Genomic DNA, 20,476 nt, shown 5'->3' on the forward strand with positions numbered 1-20,476 from the left:
CACCGGGCTCAGAAACTCAATGTCTTCACACCCTGTGACGTGCCCAGCAGGCACACGCGGGCGCGGTGCCGCGCGAAGATGCCCACCGCGACCACGCCGGGCCACTGGTTGATCTCCTGCTCCATGCCCGGCGGGTCGGTGATCGACAGGCCGTGCACGTCGAGGATGCAGCCGCCGTTGTCGGTGATCACGCCTTCGCGCAGCACGGCGTTGCCGCCCAGCGCTGCAAATCGCCGCGACACCTGTGCGGTTGCCATCGGCACCACCTCCACCGGCAACGGGAAGCGCCCGAGCGTCGTCACGAGCTTCGATTCGTCGGCGATGCAGACGAAGCGATCGGCCAGGTCGGCGACGATCTTCTCGCGCGTGAGCGCCGCGCCTCCGCCCTTGATCATGTGGCCGCCGTGGTCGATCTCGTCGGCGCCATCGATGTAGACGGGAAAACGCTCGACGCTGTTGCTGTCGAGCACGACGATGCCGTGCGCCTGCAGCCGCTGCGTGCTCTTCTCGCTGCTGGAGACGGCGCCGGCGATGCGGTCCTTCAGGGTGGCCAGCGCGTCGATGAAGCAGTTCACCGTCGAGCCGGTGCCCACGCCGACCACGCTGCCGGGTTGCACGTAGGCCAATGCGGCCTGGCCGACGAGGGCCTTGAGTTCGTCCTGGGTCATGGTGGCTGCGTGTCGCACGAAAGTGTTTGAGAGAATCGTCCGATTATCCAAGACGCACCGCGCACCGCCGCATGGCCCTCGTTCCCTACCCCCTGACCCGCTCCTTCCTGTTCGGACTCGATGCGGAAACCGCGCACGACCTCACGCTCGGCGCCCTGGCCCGCATCCAGCACACGCCGCTGATCCGTGCGGTGGCGCAGCCACGCGTGGACGATCCGGTGACGGTCGCCGGGCTGCGCTTCCCGAACCGCATCGGCCTGGCGGCGGGGCTGGACAAGAACGGGCGCTGCATCGACGGATTGGCCGCCATGGGCTTCGGCTTCATCGAGGTGGGCACGGTCACGCCCAAGGCGCAGCCTGGCAACCCCAAGCCGCGCATCTTCCGACTGCCGCAGGCACGTGCGCTGATCAATCGCCTGGGCTTCAACAACGACGGGCTCGACGCCTTTCTCGCCAATGTGAAGCGTGCGCGCTTTCGCAGCCAGGGCGGCATCCTCGGGCTGAACATCGGCAAGAACGCCGCCACCCCGATCGAGAACGCGGTGGACGACTACCTGATTGGCCTGGACGGCGTGTACCCGCACGCCGACTACGTGACGGTGAACATCTCCAGTCCGAACACCAAGAACCTGCGCGCGCTGCAGAGTGACGAGGCGCTCGACGCGCTGCTGTCGGCCGTGCAGGAACGCAAGGCGCGGCTCGCCAAGCGCCACGGCCGCCAGGTGCCGGTGTTCGTGAAGATCGCCCCGGACCTCGACGAGGCGCAGGTGACGGTGATCGCCGAGACGTTGAAGAAGAACGGCATCGACGGCGTCATCGCCACCAACACGACGATCGCGCGCGAGGCGGTGAAGCACCTGCCACATGGCGACGAGGCGGGAGGCCTGTCGGGCAGGCCGGTTTTCGAGGCCAGCAATCGCGTCATCCGCCAGCTGCGTGCCGAGCTCGGCAGCGCCTACCCGATCATCGGCGTGGGTGGCGTGATGACCGGTGCCGATGCCTGCACCAAGCGCGAAGCCGGTGCCGACCTGGTGCAGGTCTACACCGGCTTCATCTACGGGGGGCCGCCGCTGATCACCGAGGCGGCGCAGGCCCTGAAGGCGATGCGCTAGCCGCGACTCACTGCAGCGGCACGCCGGTCTTCGACTGCACCTCTTCGCGCGTCACGCCCGGCGCGAGCTCGACGAGCTTCAAGCCATGCGGCGTCACGTCGAGCACGCACAGGTCGGTGACGATGCGATCGACCACGCCCACGCCGGTCAGCGGCAGCGTGCAGTGCGGCAGGATCTTCAGGTCGATCGTGCCGTCCTTCTTCTTGGCGACGTGCTCCATCAGCACCACGACGCTCTTCACGCCGCCGACCAGGTCCATGGCGCCGCCCATGCCCTTGACCATCTTGCCGGGGATCATCCAGTTGGCCAGGTCGCCCTTCTCGCTGACCTGCATGGCGCCGAGGATCGACAGGTTGATCTTGCCGCCGCGGATCATCGCGAAGCTGTCGTGCGAGCCGAAGATCGATGAGCCGGGGATCGTCGTCACCGTCTGCTTGCCGGCGTTGATGAGGTCGGCGTCGACCTCGTCTTCGGTCGGAAAGGGGCCGATGCCGAGCATGCCGTTCTCGCTTTGCAGCCAGACCTCGATGTTGGGGTCGACGAAGTTGGCCACCAGCGTGGGCAGGCCGATGCCGAGGTTCACGTAGAAGCCGTCGGCGAGTTCCTTGGCAGCGCGCGCTGCCATCTGGTCGTGGGTCCAGGCCATGGTCAGATCCCTTCCTTTGCAGGCACGCGCTCGGTGATCGTGCGCTTTTCGATGCGCTTCTCGGGGGTGGCGTTGAGCACGATGCGGTGCACGTAGATGCCGGGCAGGTGCACGGCGTCCGGGTCGAAGCTGCCGGTCTCGACGATCTCTTCGACTTCCACCACGGTGATGCGACCGGCCATGGCCACGGCCGGGTTGAAGTTGCGCGCGGTTCGACGGAAGATCAGATTGCCGCTCTTGTCGGCCTTCCAGGCCTTGACCAGCGACACCTCGGGCAGCAGCGCGCGTTCCATCACGTAGACGTGGCCGTCGAACTCGCGCGTCTCCTTGCCCTCGGCCACCAGGGTGCCCACGCCGGTGCGCGTGAAGAAGGCCGGGATGCCGGCGCCGCCGGCACGCAGCTTCTCGGCCAGCGTGCCCTGCGGCGTGAACTCGAGCTGCAGCTCGCCGGCCAGGTACTGGCGCTCGAACTCCTTGTTCTCGCCCACGTAGCTGGAGATCATCTTGCTGATCTGGCGCGTCTCGAGCAACTGGCCGAGGCCGAAACCGTCGACGCCGGCGTTGTTCGAGATCACCGTGAGGCCCTTGACCTTCGTGTCGCGCAGCGCCGCGATCAGTGCCTCGGGAATGCCGCACAGGCCGAAGCCGCCCACGGCGAGCAGCTGCCCGTCGCGCACGATGCCGTCGAGCGCTTTCGCCGCGCTCGGGTACACCTTGTTCATGAACCGTCTCCTTGGGGGAAATCCAGCCGCGCAGCGTACTACGTATGGCATTACGTAGTCGTTACGTAGAATTGATTAAGCATCTTCCTGGCGCCACCCCGCCTTGACCCATGGCCGACACCCTGGCGCTGGACTATCGCACTGCCTTCGACCTGGCCCCGGTGGGCATGGTGCTGTCGCGCCACCGGCTGATGGTCGACTGCAATCAGCAGCTGCTGGCGATGTTCGGCGCCGAACGCGAGCAGCTGATCGGGCAGAGCTTCGAGGTGCTCTACCCGACCCACGACGAATTCGAGCGCACCGGCGCGCGCATCGTCGCCAGCCTGGATCGCCAGGGCTGGTACAGCGACGAACGGGTGATGAAGCGCGTGGATTCCGCGGGCGGCGCGCAGCGCGGCGAGTTGTTCTGGTGCCACGTGTCGGGCCGCGCGCTCGACCCGGCGCAGCCGCACGCGGCCGGCATCTGGGTGTTCGAGGACCTGTCGGCCCGGCGCCGCATCGCGGTCGACCTGACGCCGCGCGAGCGCGAAATCGCCGCCTTGCTGATCGAAGGCCTGACCAGCAAGCTGATCGGCAAGCGCCTGGCGATCAGCCCGCGCACCGTGGACGTGTACCGCGCCCGCTTGATGAAGAAGCACCGCGCGGCCACCACGCCGGAGCTGGTGCAGAAGCTGCTGCGCGCCTGATCCTTGCCGTCCGCCCGCGCTATTCGACCAGCGCGCGGATCCAGTCCGGCAGCGGCGCCGACTTCTGTTTCGGGAAGTCGACCCACACCGTCTTCGCGCCGCCCTCGGTGTAGATCACGCCGGGCTGGTCGGTGCGCTCCAGTGTCATGTAGGTGTCGAAGCTGGTGCGGCCGGCATTGGCGACGTAGTGGCGGGCGATCACGTCGCCCGGGTACTCGAGCTGGCGGATGAAGTTGCAGAAGGCGTTGACGATCACCGGCCCCTCGCCCTGCGGGTCGGGCTTGCAGCCGATGCGGTCGAACCACTCGATGCGCACCGTCTCGAAGTAGCGGAAGTAGATCGTGTTGTTGACATGGCCCATCGCGTCCATGTCGCCCCAGCGGATCGGGATCAGCAGCTCGTTGGTGAGCTTCTTCTTCTCGGGCAGGTGAAAGCGCAGCATCGCTTCGCTCAGCTTCGGGTGACGCCGAGTTCGGCGTAGAGCCGCTCGACCAGGGCGCGCAGCGCCGCCACTTCGGATTGCAGCGCCGCCTGCTGCGCCTTGAGCGAAGCCAGTTCGCCGGCAGCGACGAACTCCTCGGTGTGGGCCGCCACCGGCATCGACGACACGTCCACCGGCCCGCACAGCAGGTGCGTCCAGCGGGCCTCGCGGGCGCCCGGCGCACGTGGCAGCTTCAATGCCAGCGGGCCGCCCTTCTCTACCGGCCGCTCGGCCAGCTCGTCGAGGAAGGCCTCGACCGAGGACACGTCGGCGAAACGGTGCAGGCGGTCGCAGTTGGCGCGCAGTTCGGAGCTGGTCTGCGGCCCGCGCAGCACCAGCACCGCCAGCAGCGCCACCGACTGCGAGGGAAGCGACATCGCGCGGCCCATGTTGTGCTCGTGGCGCGCCACGCGCGAGCCGCTCGATTCGAATACCAGGTTCAGTGCGCGCAGCGCGTCCACCGCCACCTGCACTTCGGACTCGGTGGCATTGATCACCGGGTCGCGCGCCGTCTTCTGGTTGCAGCCCAGCGTCAGCGAATTCAGCGACAGCGGGTAGCTGTCGGGCACGGTGTGGGCCTTCTCGACCAGCACGCCGAGCACGCGGGCTTCGAGCAGCGACAGGGGCCGCATGGTCGGCTCGCGTTCAGACCGCGAAGCCGTCGTCCGCCTGGATCACCGCGCCGTTGATGAAGTGGCTCTCGTTGGCCACCAGCATCATCAGCACCGAGTCCAGGTCCTGCGGCTGGCCGATGCGCTTGCGCGGCAGCATGTCGATCAGCTTCTTGCCCTGTTCGGTCTGCCAGTGGTGGTGGTTGATCTCGGTGTCGATGTAGCCGGGGCAGATGGCATTGACGTTGATGCCGTAGCGGCCCCACTCCAGCGCCATGGCGCGCGTCATGTGCACCACCGCCGCCTTGCTCATGCAGTACACGCCGATCTGGCTGAGTACGCGCAGGCCGGCCATCGAGGCGATGTTGACGATGCGCCCGCCGGTGAAGGTGCCCGGAGCCGCGCCCTTGGCGCGCGCCAGCATGCGCTTGCCGACTTCCTGTGCCACGAAGAAGGCGCCCTTGGTGTTGGTATTGAAGACGAAGTCGTAGTCGTCTTCGGTGACGTCGACGAGCTTCTGCGTCGTGCTCACGCCCGAGTTGTTGACGAGGATGTCAATCGTTCCCATCTCCGTCTCGGCGTGGGCGACAGCCGCCTTGATGCTGTCGTGGTCGGTGACATCCAGCGCCACCACGTGGGCATCGCCGCCATCGGCCTCGATCTCGGCGCGCAGCGCCTTCAGCCGCTCCATGCGACGGCCCGCCAGCACCACGCCGCAGCCGGCCTTGGCCAGTGTCTTGGCGAACTGCGTGCCCAGGCCGCTGGAGGCGCCTGTCACCAGGGCGACCCGGCCGGAAAGATCGATGCTGTAGCTCATGCGCGCCTCTGCTGTGAATCGGATTTCACGGTGACGATAGCATGCGTCAAACACTGCAAAACGGTCGCGCGACGCGCCGCACTGGCGCGGATTGGAGAGGCCCGCCAAACGAATCGAACGATCGTGCTATTTAGCGGTGCCAGCCCGTAGAATCGTCTGCAATCCCGTCTCCCAGGACCCCCGATGAGCCCCCAGCAGATCCTCGAGCAATACGGCCCGCGCGAAGCGATGGAATATGACGTGGTGGTGGTCGGCGGCGGCCCCGCCGGGCTGGCCACCGCGATCCGCCTGAAGCAGCTGGCCGCCCTCGAGGGCGGCGAGGTCTCGGTGGTGGTGCTCGAGAAGGGCTCGGAGCCCGGCGCGCACATCCTGGCCGGCACGATCATGGACCCGCGCGCGCTCACCGAACTGTTCCCGAAGTGGAACGAGATGGACGCGCCGCTGAAGCAGGAGGTCACGGGCGACCAGTTCCTGTTCCTGAGCGAGACCGGCGCGAAGGCGACCCCAGAATTCCTGCTGCCCGACTGCTTCAAGAACCACGGCAACTACATCATCAGCCTGGGCACGCTGGTGCGCTGGCTCGGCCAGCAGGCCGAGGCGCTGGGGGTGGAGATCTTCCCCGGCTTCGCCGCAGCCGAAGTGCTCTACAACGACGACGGTTCGGTCAAGGGCGTGGCCACCGGCAACATGGGAGTGGGCAAGGACGGCGAACCGCACGACGGCTTCCAGATCGGCATGGAGCTGCACGCCAAGTACACGATCTTCGCCGAGGGCGCGCGCGGCCATCTCGGCAAGCAACTCATTGAGCGCTTCAAGCTGGACGCCGGCCGCGACCCGCAGAGCTACGGCATCGGTCTGAAGGAGCTGTGGGAGATCGACCCCGCCAAGCACCGGCCCGGCCACGTGATGCACACCGCCGGCTGGCCGCTGGACCCGGACACCTATGGCGGCTCGTTTGCCTATCACGCCGAGAACAACCAGCTGATGCTGGGCTTCGTGGTCGGCCTCGATTACGCGAACCCCTGGCTCAGCCCCTTCGAGGAGTTCCAGCGCTGGAAGACGCACCCCGAGATCCGCAAGCTGCTCGAAGGCGGCAAGCGCATCGGCTATGGCGCACGGGCCATCACCGCTGGCGGCATCCTCAGCCTGCCCAAGACGGTGTTCCGCGGCGGCGCACTGGTCGGCTGCGAGGCCGGCTACCTGAACGCCAGCCGAATCAAGGGCAGCCACGCCGCCATCAAGACCGGCATGCTCGCCGCCGAGGCCGCCTACGCGGCGCTGAAGGCCGGCCGCCAGCACGACGAACTGAGCGACTACCCGAAGTCCTTCGACGAGAGCTGGCTGCGCGAGGAGCTCGAGCTGTCGCGCAACTTCAAGCAGTGGTTCAAGAAGGGCCGCACCATCGCCACGCTGATGACCGGCATCGAGCAGTGGCTGTTGCCCAAGCTCGGCTTCAAGGCGCCGCCCTGGACGCTGCATCGCTCCGCTGCCGATCACACCTACCTGAAGCCGGCGGCCGAGTGCGCGCAGATCACTTACCCGAAGCCCGACGGCCAGATCACGTTCGACCGCCTGAGCTCGGTGTTCATCAGCAACACCAACCACGAAGAGAACCAGCCGGCGCACCTGACGCTCAAGCGCGCCGATGTGCCGGTGGCCACCAACTTGGCGAAGTACGCCGGCCCCGAGAGCCGCTACTGCCCGGCCGGCGTCTACGAGTTCGTCAAGAACGACGACGGCAGCGACCGCCTGCAGATCAACGCGCAGAACTGCGTGCACTGCAAGACCTGCGACATCAAGGACCCGACACAGAACATCGTCTGGGTCACGCCGGAAGGCGGTGGCGGGCCGAACTACGCAGGCATGTGAGGCCGCGGCCGCAGGCTCAGTGCCGGCGGCCGCCGTAGACCTGAGCCTGCGGTACGGCGAGCATCTGCTTGACCAGCGGCGCCCGCGCCTTGTCGGCCCAGTACGGGTGGGCCAGGTCGATCACCATGAACGGGCACGGCAGGTCGATGCGGTCGCGAAGTTCGGCCCACCAACTGTCGGCGTCCGGCTGGCCGAGCACCTTGGATCGCTCGATGACGACGATGCAGAAGCGCCAGCCCGGCGCGGCCTCGTCGGACTTGCGCACCACGAAGGCTCGGCCCGCGGCCTTCTCGCCGCGCAGCACCTCCTGGACCGAGCGCAGCGAGCGGCGGCTCAGGCCGCTGGGCTCGAAGTGCTGTGGCCCGTCGAAATCGTGCAGCGCCTCCATCGCTGCGGTGGACTGCGTCTCGCGCGTGCGCAGCAATGTGCGCCAGGTCTTCAACTCGTCGAAGCGTTCCTGCGCCTCCAGCCACCCCTCGCGGCGCTGCGCGGCGCTCCAGGCCCAGGGGTTGGCGCCGGCCTCCGCGACGCCGCGCAGCAGCTCGGAACCTTCGGCGCCGAGATCGGCCCGCGCGGCATCGACGATCAGCATGCCGAGCTCGTATCGCCCCGCCAGGTGATCGGGCCGTGCCTGCACGAGCTGGCGCAGTACCCGTTCGTACGCGATGTCCCCGTCGAGCAGGCGCGCCGCGCGTGCCCACAGCAGGTGGTCGTCGGGGTCGATCGGGCCGGCGGCGCTCTCCGCCTCCAACTCGGAGATCAGGTGTCGCTGGGCATTGGCGAAGCGATGCCGCTCGCCCCAGGGCCGCGCCACGTCATCGCGCCATGTGGCGTCGAGTCGGCCGACCCACTCGTCCAGGCCGCTGCCGAGCAGCACCTCGGCTGCGGAAGTCTCCGTCGACGCCGGCAGGCCCGGCTTGATCTGGGCAAAGTCGAGCCGGTCGCGCAGCGACGGATGCGTGTCGCTCAGGTCCGGCAGGCGCTTGAGGCCCTCGGCCAGCCAGGCCTTCGCCCGGGGGTGGCGAAGGCTGGCCGCCATGGCTTTGCACAGCTTGGCATAGGGCTGCTGCCCGGCTGGTGATGGCTCGGTGGCCGCGCTGCGGTAGACCTGCGGCCAGAACTCCTCCTGCAGAAAGCGCGCCTGCACCTCGATCGCCTGCAGGCCTTCGGCCGCATGCCTCTGGCCGACGATTTCGTGCGCCGCGCGATCGGCCTCGTACTCCTGCTGGCGCGACAGCACGAAGGCGCGCGCGTTGAATCGCGGGAAGAAATGGCGGAAGAAGAAGGCCAGCGCCAGGTCGGCGACGTTGCCTCCGATGTGGGCACGCTCGCGCGCCTGGGCCAGCATGAACCAGCTGCGCCGCGTGCGGTAGACCCACATGCCGAGCTTGCCGTGAGCGCCGCGAAGATGGCCGAACTCGTGGGCGATCACCGCGCCGAGCTGGCGTGGGCTCAGGCCCATCATCAGCGGCAGGCCGAGGATCAGCTCGTTGCGGTGCCAGCCGAGAAGGCCCAGGCGCGGCCGCTGGACCACGGCGGCATTCAGGTCGCCGTCGATCAGCACGCGGTCGGGCCGCGGCGCGCCCAGGCGCTTGCGGACCTTCTCGATTAGCTCGAACAGCCGCGGCGCATCCTTGGCCGTGATCGGCAGGCCCTGTGGCGCCGCCGGGCGCATCCACAGTGCGCGCAGCAGCGAGATCAGGAGAGACAGGCAGCCCAGCACCAGCATGATCTTCCAGCCCTGGACGCGGCCGTGCAGCAACTGGCCGGCACCCCACCAAAGACCGAGCGCGGAGGCGACGAGCGTGACGAGGATCGCCGCGTAGCCGAACGCCGCCATCGCTGCCGTGAAGCGCGCGAAGCGCTGCGGCGCGTGGCGGCTTTCGTGTTCGTAGTCCGCCACGAGGCGGCGGAACGCCTGATCGTCCATGCTGTTCTTCTCCCTGGCAGCAGTCTTGCCGAGAGCGCGGCGAGCGTTCTGTGGCCGGCTACGAGGCCTCAGGCGAGGTGCCAAGTTGTTCACGCAATCGGCCGGTGCCGCCGATTCGAGTCGATAGAATGCGAACGCCCATGAGCACCCTGCCCCGCCGCCGATTCATCGCCGCCCTCGTGGCGCTGCCCTTGGCTGCGCGGGCGCGCAGCAGCGAGCCGCGCGTGCTGGCCTTCAACCACCTGCACACCGGCGAGCGGCTCGAGCTGGAGTACTTCAGCGCCGGCGCCTACCTGCCGGATGCGCTGGGCGCCGTGAACCACCTGCTGCGCGACTTCCGCAGCGGCGATGTCGGCACCATCGATCCTGCCCTGCTCGACCTGCTGCACGCGCTGCGCGAGCGCACCGGCACGCACAGGCCGTTCCAGATCATCTCGGGCTATCGCTCGCCGGCCACCAACCAAATGCTGCACGAGCGCAGCAGCGGCGTGGCGACGAAGAGCCTGCACATGAGCGGCCAGGCCATCGACATCCGCCTGGCCGACGTGCCGCTGGCGCGGCTGCGCGATGCGGCCTTGGCGCTGCGCGGTGGCGGCGTGGGCTTCTACCCCGGATCGGATTTCGTCCACGTCGACACCGGGCGCGTTCGCGCCTGGTAGCGCGCTGCGCGCTTCAGCGCGTGCTGCGCGCGGCTGCGCGTTCCAGCGCGCGTTCGAGCGAGATGTCGTGGCCGTACAGGTCGTCGGCGAAGTGCAGCAGAGCGTCGTCGGGCGTGACCGCCGCGGTCACGTAGTACAGGATCACCGGCACCGGCTGGCTCAGGTTGACCTGCCGCGTCTTCCCGCCCGCCATCGCGGCCTCGATGCGTTCTCGCGTCCAGTCCGGCTGGTCGCGCAGGAGCCATGAGGCCAGTGCCGGCGGGTCCTCGACGCGCACGCAGCCGTGGCTGAAGTCGCGTCGACTGCGGCCGAACAGCTGCTGCGCCGGCGTGCCGTGCAGGTACACGTTGTCGTCGTTCGGGAAGATGAACTTGACCAGGCCCAGAGAGTTCTTCGGCCCCGGCCGCTGGCGGATGCGCAGCGTGCCGGCGCGCGCCGCCGCCAGGTTGTCGGGCGAGGCCTGCATCGGCTGCGCATCGTCGCCTTGCCCGGCCACCAGTTCCATGTCGTGGCGTTGCAGGTACAGCGGATCGGCCTCGGCCGCGGGCAGCACCTCGTTGCGCAGGATCGATCTGGGCACGTTCCAGTAGGGGCGGAAGATCAGGTGCGTCATCTCGTCGGCAAACACCGGCGTCTGCGTGCGCAGCGCGCGGCCGACGATGACGCCCATGCGCACGGCTGGCGCAGCCTCGGGCGCGCCGGCGTCCCAGGCCCACAGGCGGAACATGGGGATGTTGATGGCGATGAAGGGCCGGCCGCTGCGATGCGGCAACCAGCGCAGCCGCTCCATCGCGAGCTCGATCTGGCGCACGCGCTGCGTGGGCGTCGTGTTCAAGGCGGCGAGCGTGCCGCGTCCGATCACGCCATCGGCATCGAGACCGTGGCGGGACTGGAAGCGCCGCACGCCGGCCGCGAGTGCCTCGTCGTAGAGCGCCGAAGCCGGCGCCGAATCCGCCGGCAGGTCGCCGAAGGCGACGAGCCGCTCACGCAGAGCGACACTGCCTTCGTAGGTCTGCCCGGGCTGGAGCTTGCCGGCCTTGCCGAGCGCTGGCAGTGCTGCGAAGGTCGGCCCCGACGCGAGTTCTCGGTAGCGCGCCAAGGCCTGGCGCAACTGTCGGTACTGCGCCAAGGGCGGCGTGAGCTCGTCGGCCAGCGCGCGCAGTTGTGCGCCATCGGCGAGTGCCGACAGGCGCTGCGCGGTCTCGCCTTCCGGCAGGGGTTCGGCGACGACGCGAAAGCCCAGGTCCTTCGGCGTCACCCGGCCCTGATGCAGGTGGCGAAGGTAGCGCAGAACGGCCGCCTGAAGCGCGGCATCGGTGTCCGCCGCGGCCGGATCGAGGCGGTAGTCCGATGCGTCCAGGCCCTGCTCGCCGGCGCGGGCCAGCATGGCCTGTGCTTCGCCCGCCCAGGGCAGCGCGGCGCCTGCCACGCCGCAGCCCAGCACCAGGCCCAGCGCCGCCAGCGCGCGGCGCACCCTGCGCGCGACGCTCATCCGCGCGGCGTGCCCCAGTTCGGCGGCCGCTTGTCGATGAAGGCCTGCACGCCTTCGAGCGCGCTTTCATCCATCATGTTGCAGGCCATGGTCTGGCCGGCGTCGTCGTAGGCGGCGGCGATGCCCTTCTCGAGCTGCCGGTAGAACAGGCTCTTGCCCATGGCCAGCGCGACGCGCGGCTTGGCCACGATGGCCGCGACCAGCGATTCCACCGCCTCGTCCAGCGCCTCGGGTGCGGCGACGCGGTTGATCAGGCCCTTCGCCAGCGCCTCTTCGGCCGAGATGAAGCCGCCGGTGACGAGCATCTCGAACGCTGCCTTGCGCGACAGGTTGCGCGACAGGGCGACGCTGGGGGTCGAGCAGAACAGGCCGAGGTTGACGCCGGAGACGGCGAAGCGCGCATCGCGGCTGGCCACGGCGAGATCGCACATCGCCACGAGCTGGCAGCCTGCCGCGGTGGCGATGCCGTGCACTCGCGCGATCACCGGCACCGGCAACTTCTGCACTGCGAGCATCACCTGCGTGCATTGCGCGAACAGGCGCTGGTAGTAGTCGAGCGAGGGGTCGGCGCGCATCTCCTTCAGGTCGTGGCCGGCGCAGAAGGCCTTTCCCGCGGCGCCGAGCACGACGACACGCGCCGATTCGTCCCGTGCGACGGCGTCGAACTCGGCCTGCAGTGCGGCGAGCATGCCTTCGGACAGCGAATTGAAGGCGTTCGGCCGGTTCAGCGTCAGGCTGACGACGCCGCGCGCATCGGTGGAACGTTGCACCAGGGCTTCGGTGGATGTCATCTCGGTCTCCTCACTCGATCGCCGAGGCGCTCTTGGCGCGCTCGCGCAGCTGGAACTTCTGGATCTTGCCGGTCGATGTCTTGGGAATCGGCTCGAAGCGGATCTCGCGCGGCACCTTGTAGCCGGCGAGCAGCGTCTTGCAGTGGGCGATCAGCTCTTCCGCGCTCGGATTCGAGCCCGGCTTGAGCTCGACGAAGGCCAGCGGCGTCTCGCCCCACTTCGGGTGCGGCCGCGCCACCACCGCGCAGGCCATCACCGCCGGGTGGCGGTACAGCGCGTCTTCGACCTCGATGGAGCTGATGTTCTCGCCGCCGGAGATGATGATGTCCTTGCTGCGGTCCTTGATCTTCACGTAGCGGTCGGGCTCCATCACCGCCAGGTCGCCTGTGTGGAACCAGCCGCCCTCGAAAGCTTTGCCGGTGGACTTCGGGTTCTTCAGATAGCCCTTCATGACGATGTTGCCGCGGAACATGATCTCGCCCATGGTCTGCCCGTCGGCGGGCGTTTCGCGCATCGTTTCCGGGTCCATCACCGTCATGCCTTCCTGCAGCATGTAGCGCACGCCCTGGCGGCCGTTCAGGCGCGCCTGCTCCGACAGGCTCTCGCCCGCCCAGCTGTCGCGCTTGACGGCGACCGAGGCGGGACCGTAGACCTCGGTGAGACCGTACACGTGCGTGATGTCGAAGCCCAGCTTCGCCATGCCCTCGATCATCGCGGCGGGCGGCGCCGCGCCGGCGACCATGCCGCGCACCTTCTGGCGGATGCCGGCGCGCATCTCATCGGGCGCGGCGATGATCAGGTTGTGAACGATCGGCGCTGCGCAGTAGTGGTCGACGCCGTGCTCGCGCATCGCTGCCAGGATGGCCGGAGCTTCCACGCGGCGCAGGCACACATGCGTGCCGCCGAGCATGGCCACCGTCCAGGGGAAGCACCAGCCGTTGCAGTGGAACATCGGCAGCGTCCAGAGGTACTTCGGGAAATGCGGCATGGTCCAGGTGGCCGCATTGCACACCGCGTTGAGGTAGGCGCCGCGGTGGTGCGTCACCACGCCCTTGGGGTCGCCGGTGGTGCCCGAGGTGTAGCTGACGGCGATGGCGTCCCACTCGTCGGCAGGCGCATCGAGGGTCGCCAGCGGATCGTGAGCCGCGAGCAGCGCCTCGTACTCGTGCGTGCCGAGACGCTCGCCGGCGCCGGTGTATTCGCTGTCGTCGACATCGATCACCACCGGCGTGCGGCCATGATCTTCCTTCAGCAGGCGCAGCGCCTCGCGCATGGTCGGCGCGAACTCGCGGTCGGTGATCACCACCGCGGCTTCACAGTGGTTCATCTGCCAGGCCAGCAAGGGTGCATCCAGCCGCGTGTTCAGCGTGTTGATCACCGCGTTGAGCGCCGGGATCGCGTAGTGCGCCTCGACCATCTCCGGCGTGTTGGGCAGCATCACCGTCACGGTCGTGCCGCGCGCGACGCCAAGGCTGCGAAGGGCCGCAGCCAGCCGTGCCGAACGCTCGCGCACGGACTTCCAGTCGTAGCGGCGCTGGCCGTGGATCACCGCAGGCAGGTCGCCGAAAACCTCGGCACTGCGCTCGACGAAATTGACAGGCGTCAAGGCCGCGAAGTTCGCTGCGTTGCGGTCGAGGTGCTGGTCGTAGATGCTGCTCATGCGAAGGGCCTTGTGCTGCCGGGCTTGGCGAGGAATCTTACGCGCCGGCGTGTCGCGCCCCGGGAACATGCCGATGCGCCGAGGCGCGCCGCGGCGAAAATGGCGCGGCCCCCCTCAAGAGGTCGCATGGGTTCCGAAGCAGTACGAGAGAACGCCCACGAGCGCGCCCTCCCCGCGTCGGCGGATGCACTGGACGCCCAGGTCCGCGACGCCCAGTACGCGATGATCTTCGACCGCTCCCGCGCGTCGAACCTGATCGGCACCCCGTTCGCGGTGCTGGTGTGCTGGGTCCTGTGGGGTGCCATCGATCACCGGCTGCTGCTGGGCTGGCTGGGCCTGAAGGCCAGCGTCACGCTCTGGCGGCTGGCCGTCACTCGGGCCTACGACCGGGGCGGGCCGCAGCAGACACCGCGCTGGGGCCGGCATTTCCTGTGGGCCCTGACGGCCGAAGGAACCGTGTTCGGGCTGCTCGGCACCGTGCTGCTGCCGCTGAACGACCCGGCGCTGGCGGCCACCATGATCGCCACGCTGCTGGGCATTGCCGCGATCGGCCTGGTGGTGCTGTCGATGAGCCTGCCGGCCTCGCTGGCGCTGACGGTGCCTGCCGTCCTGCCGGCGGCCGTGTTGCAGTTCTGGCTCGCCGACGCGGTGGCGGTCTACACCGGCGTGGGCATGCTGGTCTTCCTCGGGCTGGTGTTCGTCGAGGGGCGTCGCGCCAGCGAGCACACCCGCGCCATGCTGCGCCTGAGATTCCAGATGGACGAACTGGCCACGCAGCGCCAGCAGGCGCTGGACCAGGCCGAGCGCAGCAACGCGGTGAAGAGCCAGTTCCTGGCCACCATGAGCCACGAAATGCGCACGCCGCTGCACGGCCTGCTGGGCATGGCCCGCCTGCTGCAGCGCGAGGCGCCGCAACTCAGCCCCGACAAGCAGGCCGAAAGCCTGCAGATCGTCGAGCGCACCGGCGAACACCTGCTGGGCATCATCAACGACGTGCTCGACCATTCGCGCATCGAGAGCGGCCACCTGCGCCTGCTGCGCCAGGGTTTCGACCTGCGTGCCCTGCTCGTCTCGGTGGTCGGCCTGCTCAAGCCAGCCGCGCTCGAGAAGGGCCTCGGCCTGAACCTCGTCGACCTGCTGCCGGCGCGATGCCACGTCGAGGGCGATGCGAACCGGCTGCGCCAGGTGCTTCTCAACCTGGCCGGCAATGCCGTCAAGTTCACCGACCACGGCGGCGTCACGATCGCCGCGCGCCGCGATGCCGGCGGCACGGTGGTGATCGACGTCAGCGACACCGGCCCGGGCGTGCCGTTGGGTGAACGCGAACGCATCTTCGATGCCTTCCGGCAGCTCGACGGATCGTTCTCGCGGCGCCATGGCGGCACCGGCCTGGGCTTGACGATCTCGCGCGACCTGATGATCGCGATGGGTGGCTCGCTCGAATGCCTGGATGCGCCGGGCGGTGGTGCGCTGTTCCGGCTGAACGTGAGTCTGCCCGACGCGCTGATGACCCTGCCCATCGGCCCGGCCGAAGCGCCGGGCCCCGCTGTGCCCACGTTGCTGCGCGGCCGCGTTCTGCTGGTGGAGGACAACCCGGTCAATGCGCTGGTTGCCGAAGCCTCTCTGCGCCGCCTCGGGCTGGAGGTGGAAAGCGTCGCCGACGGCGAAGGCGCCGTGGCGCTGGCCACCCGGGATCCGTTCGACCTGATCCTGATGGATTGCCAGATGCCGGGGATCGACGGCTTCGAGGCCACCGCGCGAATCCGCGAGTTCGAACGCACCGCCAGCCGCCGGCCGGTGCCGATCGTGGCGCTGACCGCCAATGCGATGGCGGGCGACCGCGAGCGCAGCCTGGGCGCCGGCATGAACGATCACCTGGCCAAGCCCTTCCACGACGACGAGCTCGGCGGCGTGCTACGGCGTCACCTGGCCGCCTGAGCGGGGCGCGCCTGGTCGCTAAGCACTCGCGGCAGCGAGTGCCTGGTCGATGTCCCAGAGGATGTCGTCGACATGCTCGATGCCCACCGACATGCGCACCATGTCGGGCAGTACGCCGGCAGCGATCTGCTGCGCTTCGTCGAGCTGGCGGTGCGTCGTCGAGGCCGGATGGATGATCAGCGTGCGCGTGTCGCCGATGTTGGCCAGGTGGCTCATGAACTGCGCCGACTCGATGAACTTCACGCCGGCGGCGATGCCCCCCTTGACGCCGAAGGCGAGCAGCCCCGAGGCGCCGCGCATCTGGCGCTGCACGAGCGCGTGCTGCGGGTGCTCGGGCAATCCGGGATAGCTGACCCAGCTCACCTGAGGGTGCGACCTCAAGTATTCGGCCACGCGCAGCGCGTTGCTGCAGTGCCGCTCCATGCGCAGGTGCAGCGTCTCGGTGCCTTGCAGGATCTGCCAGGCAGCCATCGGCGACAGCGCCGCGCCGTACACGCGCAGCGTCTCCATGCGGGCGCGCATGGTGAATCCGAAGTCGCCGAAGGTCTCGTAGAACTTCACGCCGTGGTAGCCGGGCGACCGCTCGGTCATGCCCGGGAACTTGCCGTTGTCCCAGGGAAACTTGCCGCTTTCCACGATGACGCCAGCCAGCGTCGTGCCATGGCCGCCGAGGTACTTGGTGGCCGAGTGCACGACGATGTCGGCGCCGAAGCGGATCGGGTTGCACAGGAAGGGCGACGGCACCGTGTTGTCGATCACCAGCGGCACGCCGTGGGCATGGGCCACGTCGGCCACGGCCTGGATGTCGAGCACCGTCAGGCTCGGGTTGCCCAGGCTCTCGGCGAACACGGCGCGGGTGTTCGGGCGCATCGCGGTGGCAAAGGCGTCGGGCTTCGTGGCATCGACGAACGTGGTCTCGATGCCGAACTTCTTCAGGTTCACGGCCAGCATGGTCACCGTGCCGCCGTACAGCGCACCGGCGGCGACCACGTGGTCGCCCTGCTGCAGGATGGTCATCAGCGCCATCGCCTCGGCGGCCATGCCGCTGGCCGAGGCCACCGCGGCGCGGCCGCCTTCGAGCGCGGCCACACGTTCCTCCAGCGCCGCCACCGTGGGATTGGACAGGCGCGAGTAGACGTTGCCGAAGGTCTGCAGGTTGAACAGCGACGCGGCGTGGTCGGCGCTGTCGAACACGAAGCTGGTGGTCTGGTAGATCGGCAAGGCGCGCGCGCCCGTGGCGGCGTCGGGGATCTGGCCGGCGTGGATGGCGAGCGTTTCGGGCTGGAAGACGTGGTCGGCCATGGCGATCCTCAGACAGGGCGGCGGGCCGAGATCACGCGGGTGTTGACGCCGGCCCAGTGCAGGCCGCCGAACAGACGCGCATGTTCGATCTTCACGCAGCGGTCCATCACCGAATCGAGCCCGGCCTCACGCGCGATGGCATCGGCCTCGAGGTTCACCATGCCGAGCTGCTGCCACAGGCACTTCGCGCCGATGGCCACGGCCGAGCGCGCGATCGGCGGCACATCGGCCGCCTTGCGGAACACGTCGACCATGTCCACAGGGAACGGGATCGCCTCCAGGCTCGGGTAGCAGGCCTCGCCCAGCACCTGCTCGTAGCGCGGATTGACCGGCACGATGCGGTAGCCGTGCTCCTGCATGTACTTGGCGGCGAAGTAGCTCGGCCGGTGCCATTCGGCCGACAGGCCCACCACCGCGACGGTGCGGCAGGTCTTCAGGATGCGGCGCAGTTCGGCGATGGTGTCGGCCATGCTCGCGACGATAGCAGGCGAGCGTCGCGTGCCAAAGAAAAGGGCCCGGCATCGCCGGGCCCGCTGTCCTGTCGTGCGCGAAGCGCGTCAGGCGTGCTTCTTGTCGAAGAACTGCTCGTCTTCCGTCGAGCCCTTCAGCGCGGCGGTCGAGGCCTCGCGCTCGATGGTCGTCGTCACGGCGTCGAAGTAGCCGGTGCCGACCTCGCGCTGGTGCTTCACCGCGGTGAAACCACGCTCGGCGGCAGCGAATTCCTTCTCCTGCAGCTCGACGAAGGCGCTCATGTTGTTGCGCGCATAGCCGTAGGCCAGGTCGAACATGCCGTAGTTCAGGCTGTGGAAGCCGGCCAGCGTGATGAACTGGAACTTGTAGCCCATCGCGCCCAGCTCGCGCTGGAACTTGGCGATCGTCGCGTCGTCGAGGTTCTTCTTCCAGTTGAACGAGGGCGAGCAGTTGTAGGCCAGCAGCTTGCCCGGGAACTTGGCATGGATCGCGTCGGCGAAGGCCTTGGCGAAGGCCAGGTCGGGCTTGCCGGTCTCGCACCAGATCAGGTCGGCATACTCGGCATAGGCCAGGCCGCGGCTGATCGATTGCTCCAGGCCATTGCGCGTCTTGAAGAAGCCTTCGACGGTGCGCTCGCCGGTCAGGAAGGGCTTGTCATTGGCGTCGACGTCGCTGGTGACGAGGTCGGCAGCTTCCGCGTCGGTGCGGGCCAGCAGGATGGTCGGCGTGCCCATCACGTCGGCAGCCAGGCGCGCGGCGACGAGCTTGGCGACGGCTTCACGCGTGGGCACCAGCACCTTGCCACCCATGTGGCCGCACTTCTTCACCGAAGCGAGCTGGTCTTCGAAGTGCACGCCGGCCGCGCCCGCGTCGATCATCGACTTCATCAGTTCAAAGGCGTTCAGCACGCCGCCGAAGCCGGCTTCCGCATCGGCCACGATGGGCGCGAAGTAGTCGATGTCGTTCTTGCCTTCGCTCCACTGGATCTCGTCGGCGCGCTTGAAGGTGGCGTTGATGCGCTTGACGACCTTCGGCACCGAGTCCACCGCGTACAGCGACTGGTCGGGGTACATCTCGCCGTTGCTGTTGGCGTCGCCCGCAACCTGCCAGCCCGACAGGTAGATGGCCTTCAGGCCGGCCTTGACCTGCTGCATGGCCTGGTTGCCAGTCAGCGCTCCCAGCGAGTTGACGAAGGGCTCGGTGTTGATCAGCTTCCACAGCTTCTCGGCGCCGCGCTTGGCGAGCGTGTGCTCGATGGGCAGCGAACCGCGCAGGCGCACCACGTCGGCGGCGGTGTAGCCGCGCTTGATGCCCTTCCAGCGCGGGTTCTCGGCCCAATCCTTCTCGAGGGCGGCAATTTGTTGGTCGCGGGTCAGATTCGTCATGAGGACCTCCGTGGGTGTGAAGACAAGGACAGAAAGCGAAATCTCTGGCCTCAAGGTTAGTCCGGTGCGCGACAGCTGGGAAGACTTATGTCTTATAGAAGACTAAAAATGTTCTTTCGTAAAATCAACAGGTTATGCTCATCTTGCCGGGATGCGAAACGCCATCCTTCACAATGAGAAAGATTGTGGCAGTGCAGCACGAGCGTCTTCCGCAATGCAAAACGTTCATCCCTGATCGTGAAATGAGCTCGAACGCTTCGCGACCCTATGATCGCCGGCCGGTTTCAGCGGGTCCGCCGATGAGCAGTTTCGCCTTCCTCTCGAACAACACTTTCCTGAAGTCGCCTCACGCATCGGCCGCCACGCCGTATGCCGTGGCGGGCATCGCCTGGGACGGCTCGGTGACCAATCGCCCCGGCGCCCGATTCGGCCCGCGCGCCATCCGCGAGGCCAGCCACATGCTGTGCGACGCGATCCATCCTCTGTTCGACACGAGCCCCGAGGGGCGGCTTGGCGACGCCGGCGACCTGCCCTTGCCCAACACCAGCCTCGCGGCGATGCGCGAGGCGATGCGCCCGCACGTGGAACGCCTCATTCGCGCACACCACATGGTCTGGCTCGGCGGCGACCACAGCATCACGCTGCCGCTGCTGCGCGCCTACCGTGAAGTGCATGGACGGCCGCTCGCGGTGATCCACTTCGACGCGCACTGCGACACCTGGGAAGATCATTTCGGCGAGCCCAGCGGCCACGGCACCTGGGTCTACGAGGCCATGCAGGAAGGCTTGGTGATCCGCGAGTGCTTCACGCAGCTGGGCATCCGCTCGGCGGGCGCGCGCGAGGCTCGCGAGTACGTGCGCGACCAGGGCGGCCTGATCTTCACGGCACGCGAGCTGCGTGGCCTGGAGAACCCGGCGCAGCTCGCGCCGGTGCTCGGCGCCATCCGCGCTCGGCTGGCGGCGCACGGCCATCCGCCGGTCTACCTGAGCCTGGACATCGACTGCCTGGACCCGGCCTTCGCGCCGGGGACCGGCACGCCCGAGCCCGGCGGCATGAGCACCAATCAGGTGCTCAGCGTGCTCGAGGAACTGGCGGATCTGCCGCTGATCGGCATGGACTGCGTCGAGGTGGCGCCGCCCTACGACCACTCCGAGCTGACGAGCCAGGCCGCGGCCCATTTCGTCTGGACCTACCTCTGCGGAAGACTGCGCGGCGCTTGACCTGTCGCAACTGCTG

At 68.3% G+C, this 20,476-nt stretch carries 19 protein-coding genes; 6 read left to right on the forward strand and 13 right to left on the reverse strand.

All coding sequences use genetic code 11. The features are described 5' to 3' along the window. Nucleotides 1-8 precede the first annotated feature (8 nt). The gene (gene rpiA, locus HZ992_RS09645) at nucleotides 9-668 is read right to left on the reverse strand and encodes a ribose-5-phosphate isomerase RpiA (protein ID WP_209386434.1); all 660 of its coding nucleotides are present in this window, start codon (nucleotides 666-668) and stop codon (nucleotides 9-11) included. 71 nt (nucleotides 669-739) lie between these two features. On the opposite strand from rpiA, the gene HZ992_RS09650 reads away from it, so the two are divergent. Continuing rightward, the gene (locus HZ992_RS09650; RefSeq protein WP_209386435.1) at nucleotides 740-1,780 is read left to right on the forward strand and encodes a quinone-dependent dihydroorotate dehydrogenase; all 1,041 of its coding nucleotides are present in this window, start codon (nucleotides 740-742) and stop codon (nucleotides 1,778-1,780) included. 7 nt (nucleotides 1,781-1,787) lie between these two features. Here the strand turns inward: HZ992_RS09650 and HZ992_RS09655 are convergent, their stop codons facing one another. Both HZ992_RS09655 and HZ992_RS09660 read right to left on the reverse strand, forming a co-directional pair. Continuing rightward, a complete protein-coding gene (locus HZ992_RS09655) occupies nucleotides 1,788-2,426 on the reverse strand; it encodes a 3-oxoacid CoA-transferase subunit B (RefSeq protein WP_209386436.1) in 639 nt (212 codons plus the stop codon). A gap of 2 nt (nucleotides 2,427-2,428) precedes the next feature. Then, entirely contained in the window at nucleotides 2,429-3,148 is a 720-nt protein-coding gene (locus tag HZ992_RS09660; RefSeq protein WP_209386437.1) for a CoA transferase subunit A, read from the reverse strand. A 110-nt stretch (nucleotides 3,149-3,258) separates the two neighbouring features. On the opposite strand from HZ992_RS09660, the gene HZ992_RS09665 reads away from it, so the two are divergent. Then, complete coding sequence (locus HZ992_RS09665; RefSeq protein WP_209386438.1) at nucleotides 3,259-3,834, forward strand: LuxR C-terminal-related transcriptional regulator; 576 nt, start codon at nucleotides 3,259-3,261, stop codon at nucleotides 3,832-3,834. 19 nt (nucleotides 3,835-3,853) lie between these two features. On the opposite strand, the gene HZ992_RS09670 is transcribed toward HZ992_RS09665, so the two are convergent. Genes HZ992_RS09670 through HZ992_RS09680 form a run of 3 tightly spaced genes read right to left on the reverse strand, consistent with a single transcriptional unit; the run spans nucleotide 3,854 to nucleotide 5,743 of the window. Further along, on the reverse strand, nucleotides 3,854-4,273 hold the full coding sequence (locus HZ992_RS09670) for an acyl-CoA thioesterase (protein ID WP_209387112.1): 420 nt from the start codon (nucleotides 4,271-4,273) through the stop codon (nucleotides 3,854-3,856). A gap of 11 nt (nucleotides 4,274-4,284) precedes the next feature. Further along, nucleotides 4,285-4,947 carry a YceH family protein gene (locus tag HZ992_RS09675; protein WP_209386439.1) on the reverse strand — a complete coding sequence of 221 codons (663 nt, stop codon included), beginning with the start codon at nucleotides 4,945-4,947 and terminating at the stop codon, nucleotides 4,285-4,287. Nucleotides 4,948-4,960: 13 nt separating this feature from the next. Beyond that, on the reverse strand, nucleotides 4,961-5,743 hold the full coding sequence (locus HZ992_RS09680; protein ID WP_209386440.1) for an SDR family oxidoreductase: 783 nt from the start codon (nucleotides 5,741-5,743) through the stop codon (nucleotides 4,961-4,963). 183 nt (nucleotides 5,744-5,926) lie between these two features. On the opposite strand from HZ992_RS09680, the gene HZ992_RS09685 reads away from it, so the two are divergent. Further along, the gene (locus HZ992_RS09685; RefSeq protein ID WP_209386441.1) at nucleotides 5,927-7,612 is read left to right on the forward strand and encodes an electron transfer flavoprotein-ubiquinone oxidoreductase; all 1,686 of its coding nucleotides are present in this window, start codon (nucleotides 5,927-5,929) and stop codon (nucleotides 7,610-7,612) included. Nucleotides 7,613-7,628: 16 nt separating this feature from the next. On the opposite strand, the gene HZ992_RS09690 is transcribed toward HZ992_RS09685, so the two are convergent. Continuing rightward, nucleotides 7,629-9,542 carry a M48 family metallopeptidase gene (locus tag HZ992_RS09690; protein WP_209386442.1) on the reverse strand — a complete coding sequence of 638 codons (1,914 nt, stop codon included), beginning with the start codon at nucleotides 9,540-9,542 and terminating at the stop codon, nucleotides 7,629-7,631. Between the two features lie 140 nt (nucleotides 9,543-9,682). Between HZ992_RS09690 and HZ992_RS09695 the strand changes: the two genes are divergently transcribed. Further along, a complete protein-coding gene (locus HZ992_RS09695; protein WP_245213414.1) occupies nucleotides 9,683-10,201 on the forward strand; it encodes a peptidoglycan L,D-endopeptidase MepK in 519 nt (172 codons plus the stop codon). A 13-nt stretch (nucleotides 10,202-10,214) separates the two neighbouring features. Here HZ992_RS09695 and HZ992_RS09700 read toward each other — a convergent pair whose 3' ends face one another. From HZ992_RS09700 to HZ992_RS09710, 3 genes are read right to left on the reverse strand one after another with little or no spacing between them, the layout of a single operon-like run. Beyond that, a complete protein-coding gene (locus HZ992_RS09700) occupies nucleotides 10,215-11,693 on the reverse strand; it encodes a L,D-transpeptidase family protein (RefSeq protein ID WP_209386444.1) in 1,479 nt (492 codons plus the stop codon). Further along, nucleotides 11,690-12,484, reverse strand: coding sequence for an enoyl-CoA hydratase (locus HZ992_RS09705; protein ID WP_209386445.1), 795 nt, complete (start codon nucleotides 12,482-12,484; stop codon nucleotides 11,690-11,692). The genes HZ992_RS09700 and HZ992_RS09705 overlap by 4 nt, the downstream gene beginning before the upstream one ends. A 10-nt stretch (nucleotides 12,485-12,494) precedes the next feature. Further along, nucleotides 12,495-14,144 (reverse strand): acyl-CoA synthetase, encoded by a 1,650-nt coding sequence (locus tag HZ992_RS09710; RefSeq protein WP_209386446.1) that lies wholly within the window; start codon nucleotides 14,142-14,144, stop codon nucleotides 12,495-12,497. A 126-nt stretch (nucleotides 14,145-14,270) separates the two neighbouring features. On the opposite strand from HZ992_RS09710, the gene HZ992_RS09715 reads away from it, so the two are divergent. Next, nucleotides 14,271-16,082, forward strand: coding sequence for a response regulator (locus tag HZ992_RS09715; protein ID WP_209386447.1), 1,812 nt, complete (start codon nucleotides 14,271-14,273; stop codon nucleotides 16,080-16,082). An 18-nt stretch (nucleotides 16,083-16,100) separates the two neighbouring features. Here HZ992_RS09715 and HZ992_RS09720 read toward each other — a convergent pair whose 3' ends face one another. The 3 genes from HZ992_RS09720 to aceA all read right to left on the reverse strand — a co-directional run bounded on the left by HZ992_RS09720 (nucleotide 16,101) and on the right by aceA (nucleotide 19,240). Next, the gene (locus HZ992_RS09720) at nucleotides 16,101-17,384 is read right to left on the reverse strand and encodes an O-acetylhomoserine aminocarboxypropyltransferase/cysteine synthase family protein (RefSeq protein ID WP_209386448.1); all 1,284 of its coding nucleotides are present in this window, start codon (nucleotides 17,382-17,384) and stop codon (nucleotides 16,101-16,103) included. An 8-nt stretch (nucleotides 17,385-17,392) separates the two neighbouring features. Next, nucleotides 17,393-17,854, reverse strand: coding sequence for a CoA-binding protein (locus HZ992_RS09725; protein WP_209386449.1), 462 nt, complete (start codon nucleotides 17,852-17,854; stop codon nucleotides 17,393-17,395). Between the two features lie 87 nt (nucleotides 17,855-17,941). Further along, nucleotides 17,942-19,240, reverse strand: a complete 1,299-nt coding sequence (aceA, locus tag HZ992_RS09730; RefSeq protein WP_371816804.1) for an isocitrate lyase — start codon at nucleotides 19,238-19,240, stop codon at nucleotides 17,942-17,944. Between the two features lie 299 nt (nucleotides 19,241-19,539). Between aceA and speB the strand changes: the two genes are divergently transcribed. Then, nucleotides 19,540-20,460 (forward strand): agmatinase, encoded by a 921-nt coding sequence (gene speB / locus HZ992_RS09735; protein ID WP_209386450.1) that lies wholly within the window; start codon nucleotides 19,540-19,542, stop codon nucleotides 20,458-20,460. Nucleotides 20,461-20,476 lie beyond the last annotated feature (16 nt).

It is taken from the genome of Rhizobacter sp. AJA081-3, from assembly GCF_017795745.1.
Classification (GTDB): Bacteria; Pseudomonadota; Gammaproteobacteria; order Burkholderiales; family Burkholderiaceae_C; genus Piscinibacter.

Coding starts and splice junctions, on each gene's coding strand:
- HZ992_RS09725 (WP_209386449.1), bottom strand. CDS start 17,854: ATGGCCGACACCATCGCCGAACTGCGCCGCATCCTGAAGACCTGCCGC.
- HZ992_RS09715 (WP_209386447.1), top strand. CDS start 14,271: ATGGGTTCCGAAGCAGTACGAGAGAACGCCCACGAGCGCGCCCTCCCC.
- HZ992_RS09705 (WP_209386445.1), bottom strand. CDS start 12,484: ATGACATCCACCGAAGCCCTGGTGCAACGTTCCACCGATGCGCGCGGC.
- HZ992_RS09720 (WP_209386448.1), bottom strand. CDS start 17,384: ATGGCCGACCACGTCTTCCAGCCCGAAACGCTCGCCATCCACGCCGGC.
- HZ992_RS09650 (WP_209386435.1), top strand. CDS start 740: ATGGCCCTCGTTCCCTACCCCCTGACCCGCTCCTTCCTGTTCGGACTC.
- HZ992_RS09660 (WP_209386437.1), bottom strand. CDS start 3,148: ATGAACAAGGTGTACCCGAGCGCGGCGAAAGCGCTCGACGGCATCGTG.
- rpiA (WP_209386434.1), bottom strand. CDS start 668: ATGACCCAGGACGAACTCAAGGCCCTCGTCGGCCAGGCCGCATTGGCC.
- HZ992_RS09690 (WP_209386442.1), bottom strand. CDS start 9,542: ATGGACGATCAGGCGTTCCGCCGCCTCGTGGCGGACTACGAACACGAA.
- HZ992_RS09665 (WP_209386438.1), top strand. CDS start 3,259: ATGGCCGACACCCTGGCGCTGGACTATCGCACTGCCTTCGACCTGGCC.
- HZ992_RS09700 (WP_209386444.1), bottom strand. CDS start 11,693: ATGAGCGTCGCGCGCAGGGTGCGCCGCGCGCTGGCGGCGCTGGGCCTG.
- HZ992_RS09655 (WP_209386436.1), bottom strand. CDS start 2,426: ATGGCCTGGACCCACGACCAGATGGCAGCGCGCGCTGCCAAGGAACTC.
- HZ992_RS09685 (WP_209386441.1), top strand. CDS start 5,927: ATGAGCCCCCAGCAGATCCTCGAGCAATACGGCCCGCGCGAAGCGATG.
- HZ992_RS09695 (WP_245213414.1), top strand. CDS start 9,683: ATGAGCACCCTGCCCCGCCGCCGATTCATCGCCGCCCTCGTGGCGCTG.
- HZ992_RS09675 (WP_209386439.1), bottom strand. CDS start 4,947: ATGCGGCCCCTGTCGCTGCTCGAAGCCCGCGTGCTCGGCGTGCTGGTC.
- aceA (WP_371816804.1), bottom strand. CDS start 19,240: ATGACGAATCTGACCCGCGACCAACAAATTGCCGCCCTCGAGAAGGAT.
- HZ992_RS09680 (WP_209386440.1), bottom strand. CDS start 5,743: ATGAGCTACAGCATCGATCTTTCCGGCCGGGTCGCCCTGGTGACAGGC.
- HZ992_RS09710 (WP_209386446.1), bottom strand. CDS start 14,144: ATGAGCAGCATCTACGACCAGCACCTCGACCGCAACGCAGCGAACTTC.
- speB (WP_209386450.1), top strand. CDS start 19,540: ATGAGCAGTTTCGCCTTCCTCTCGAACAACACTTTCCTGAAGTCGCCT.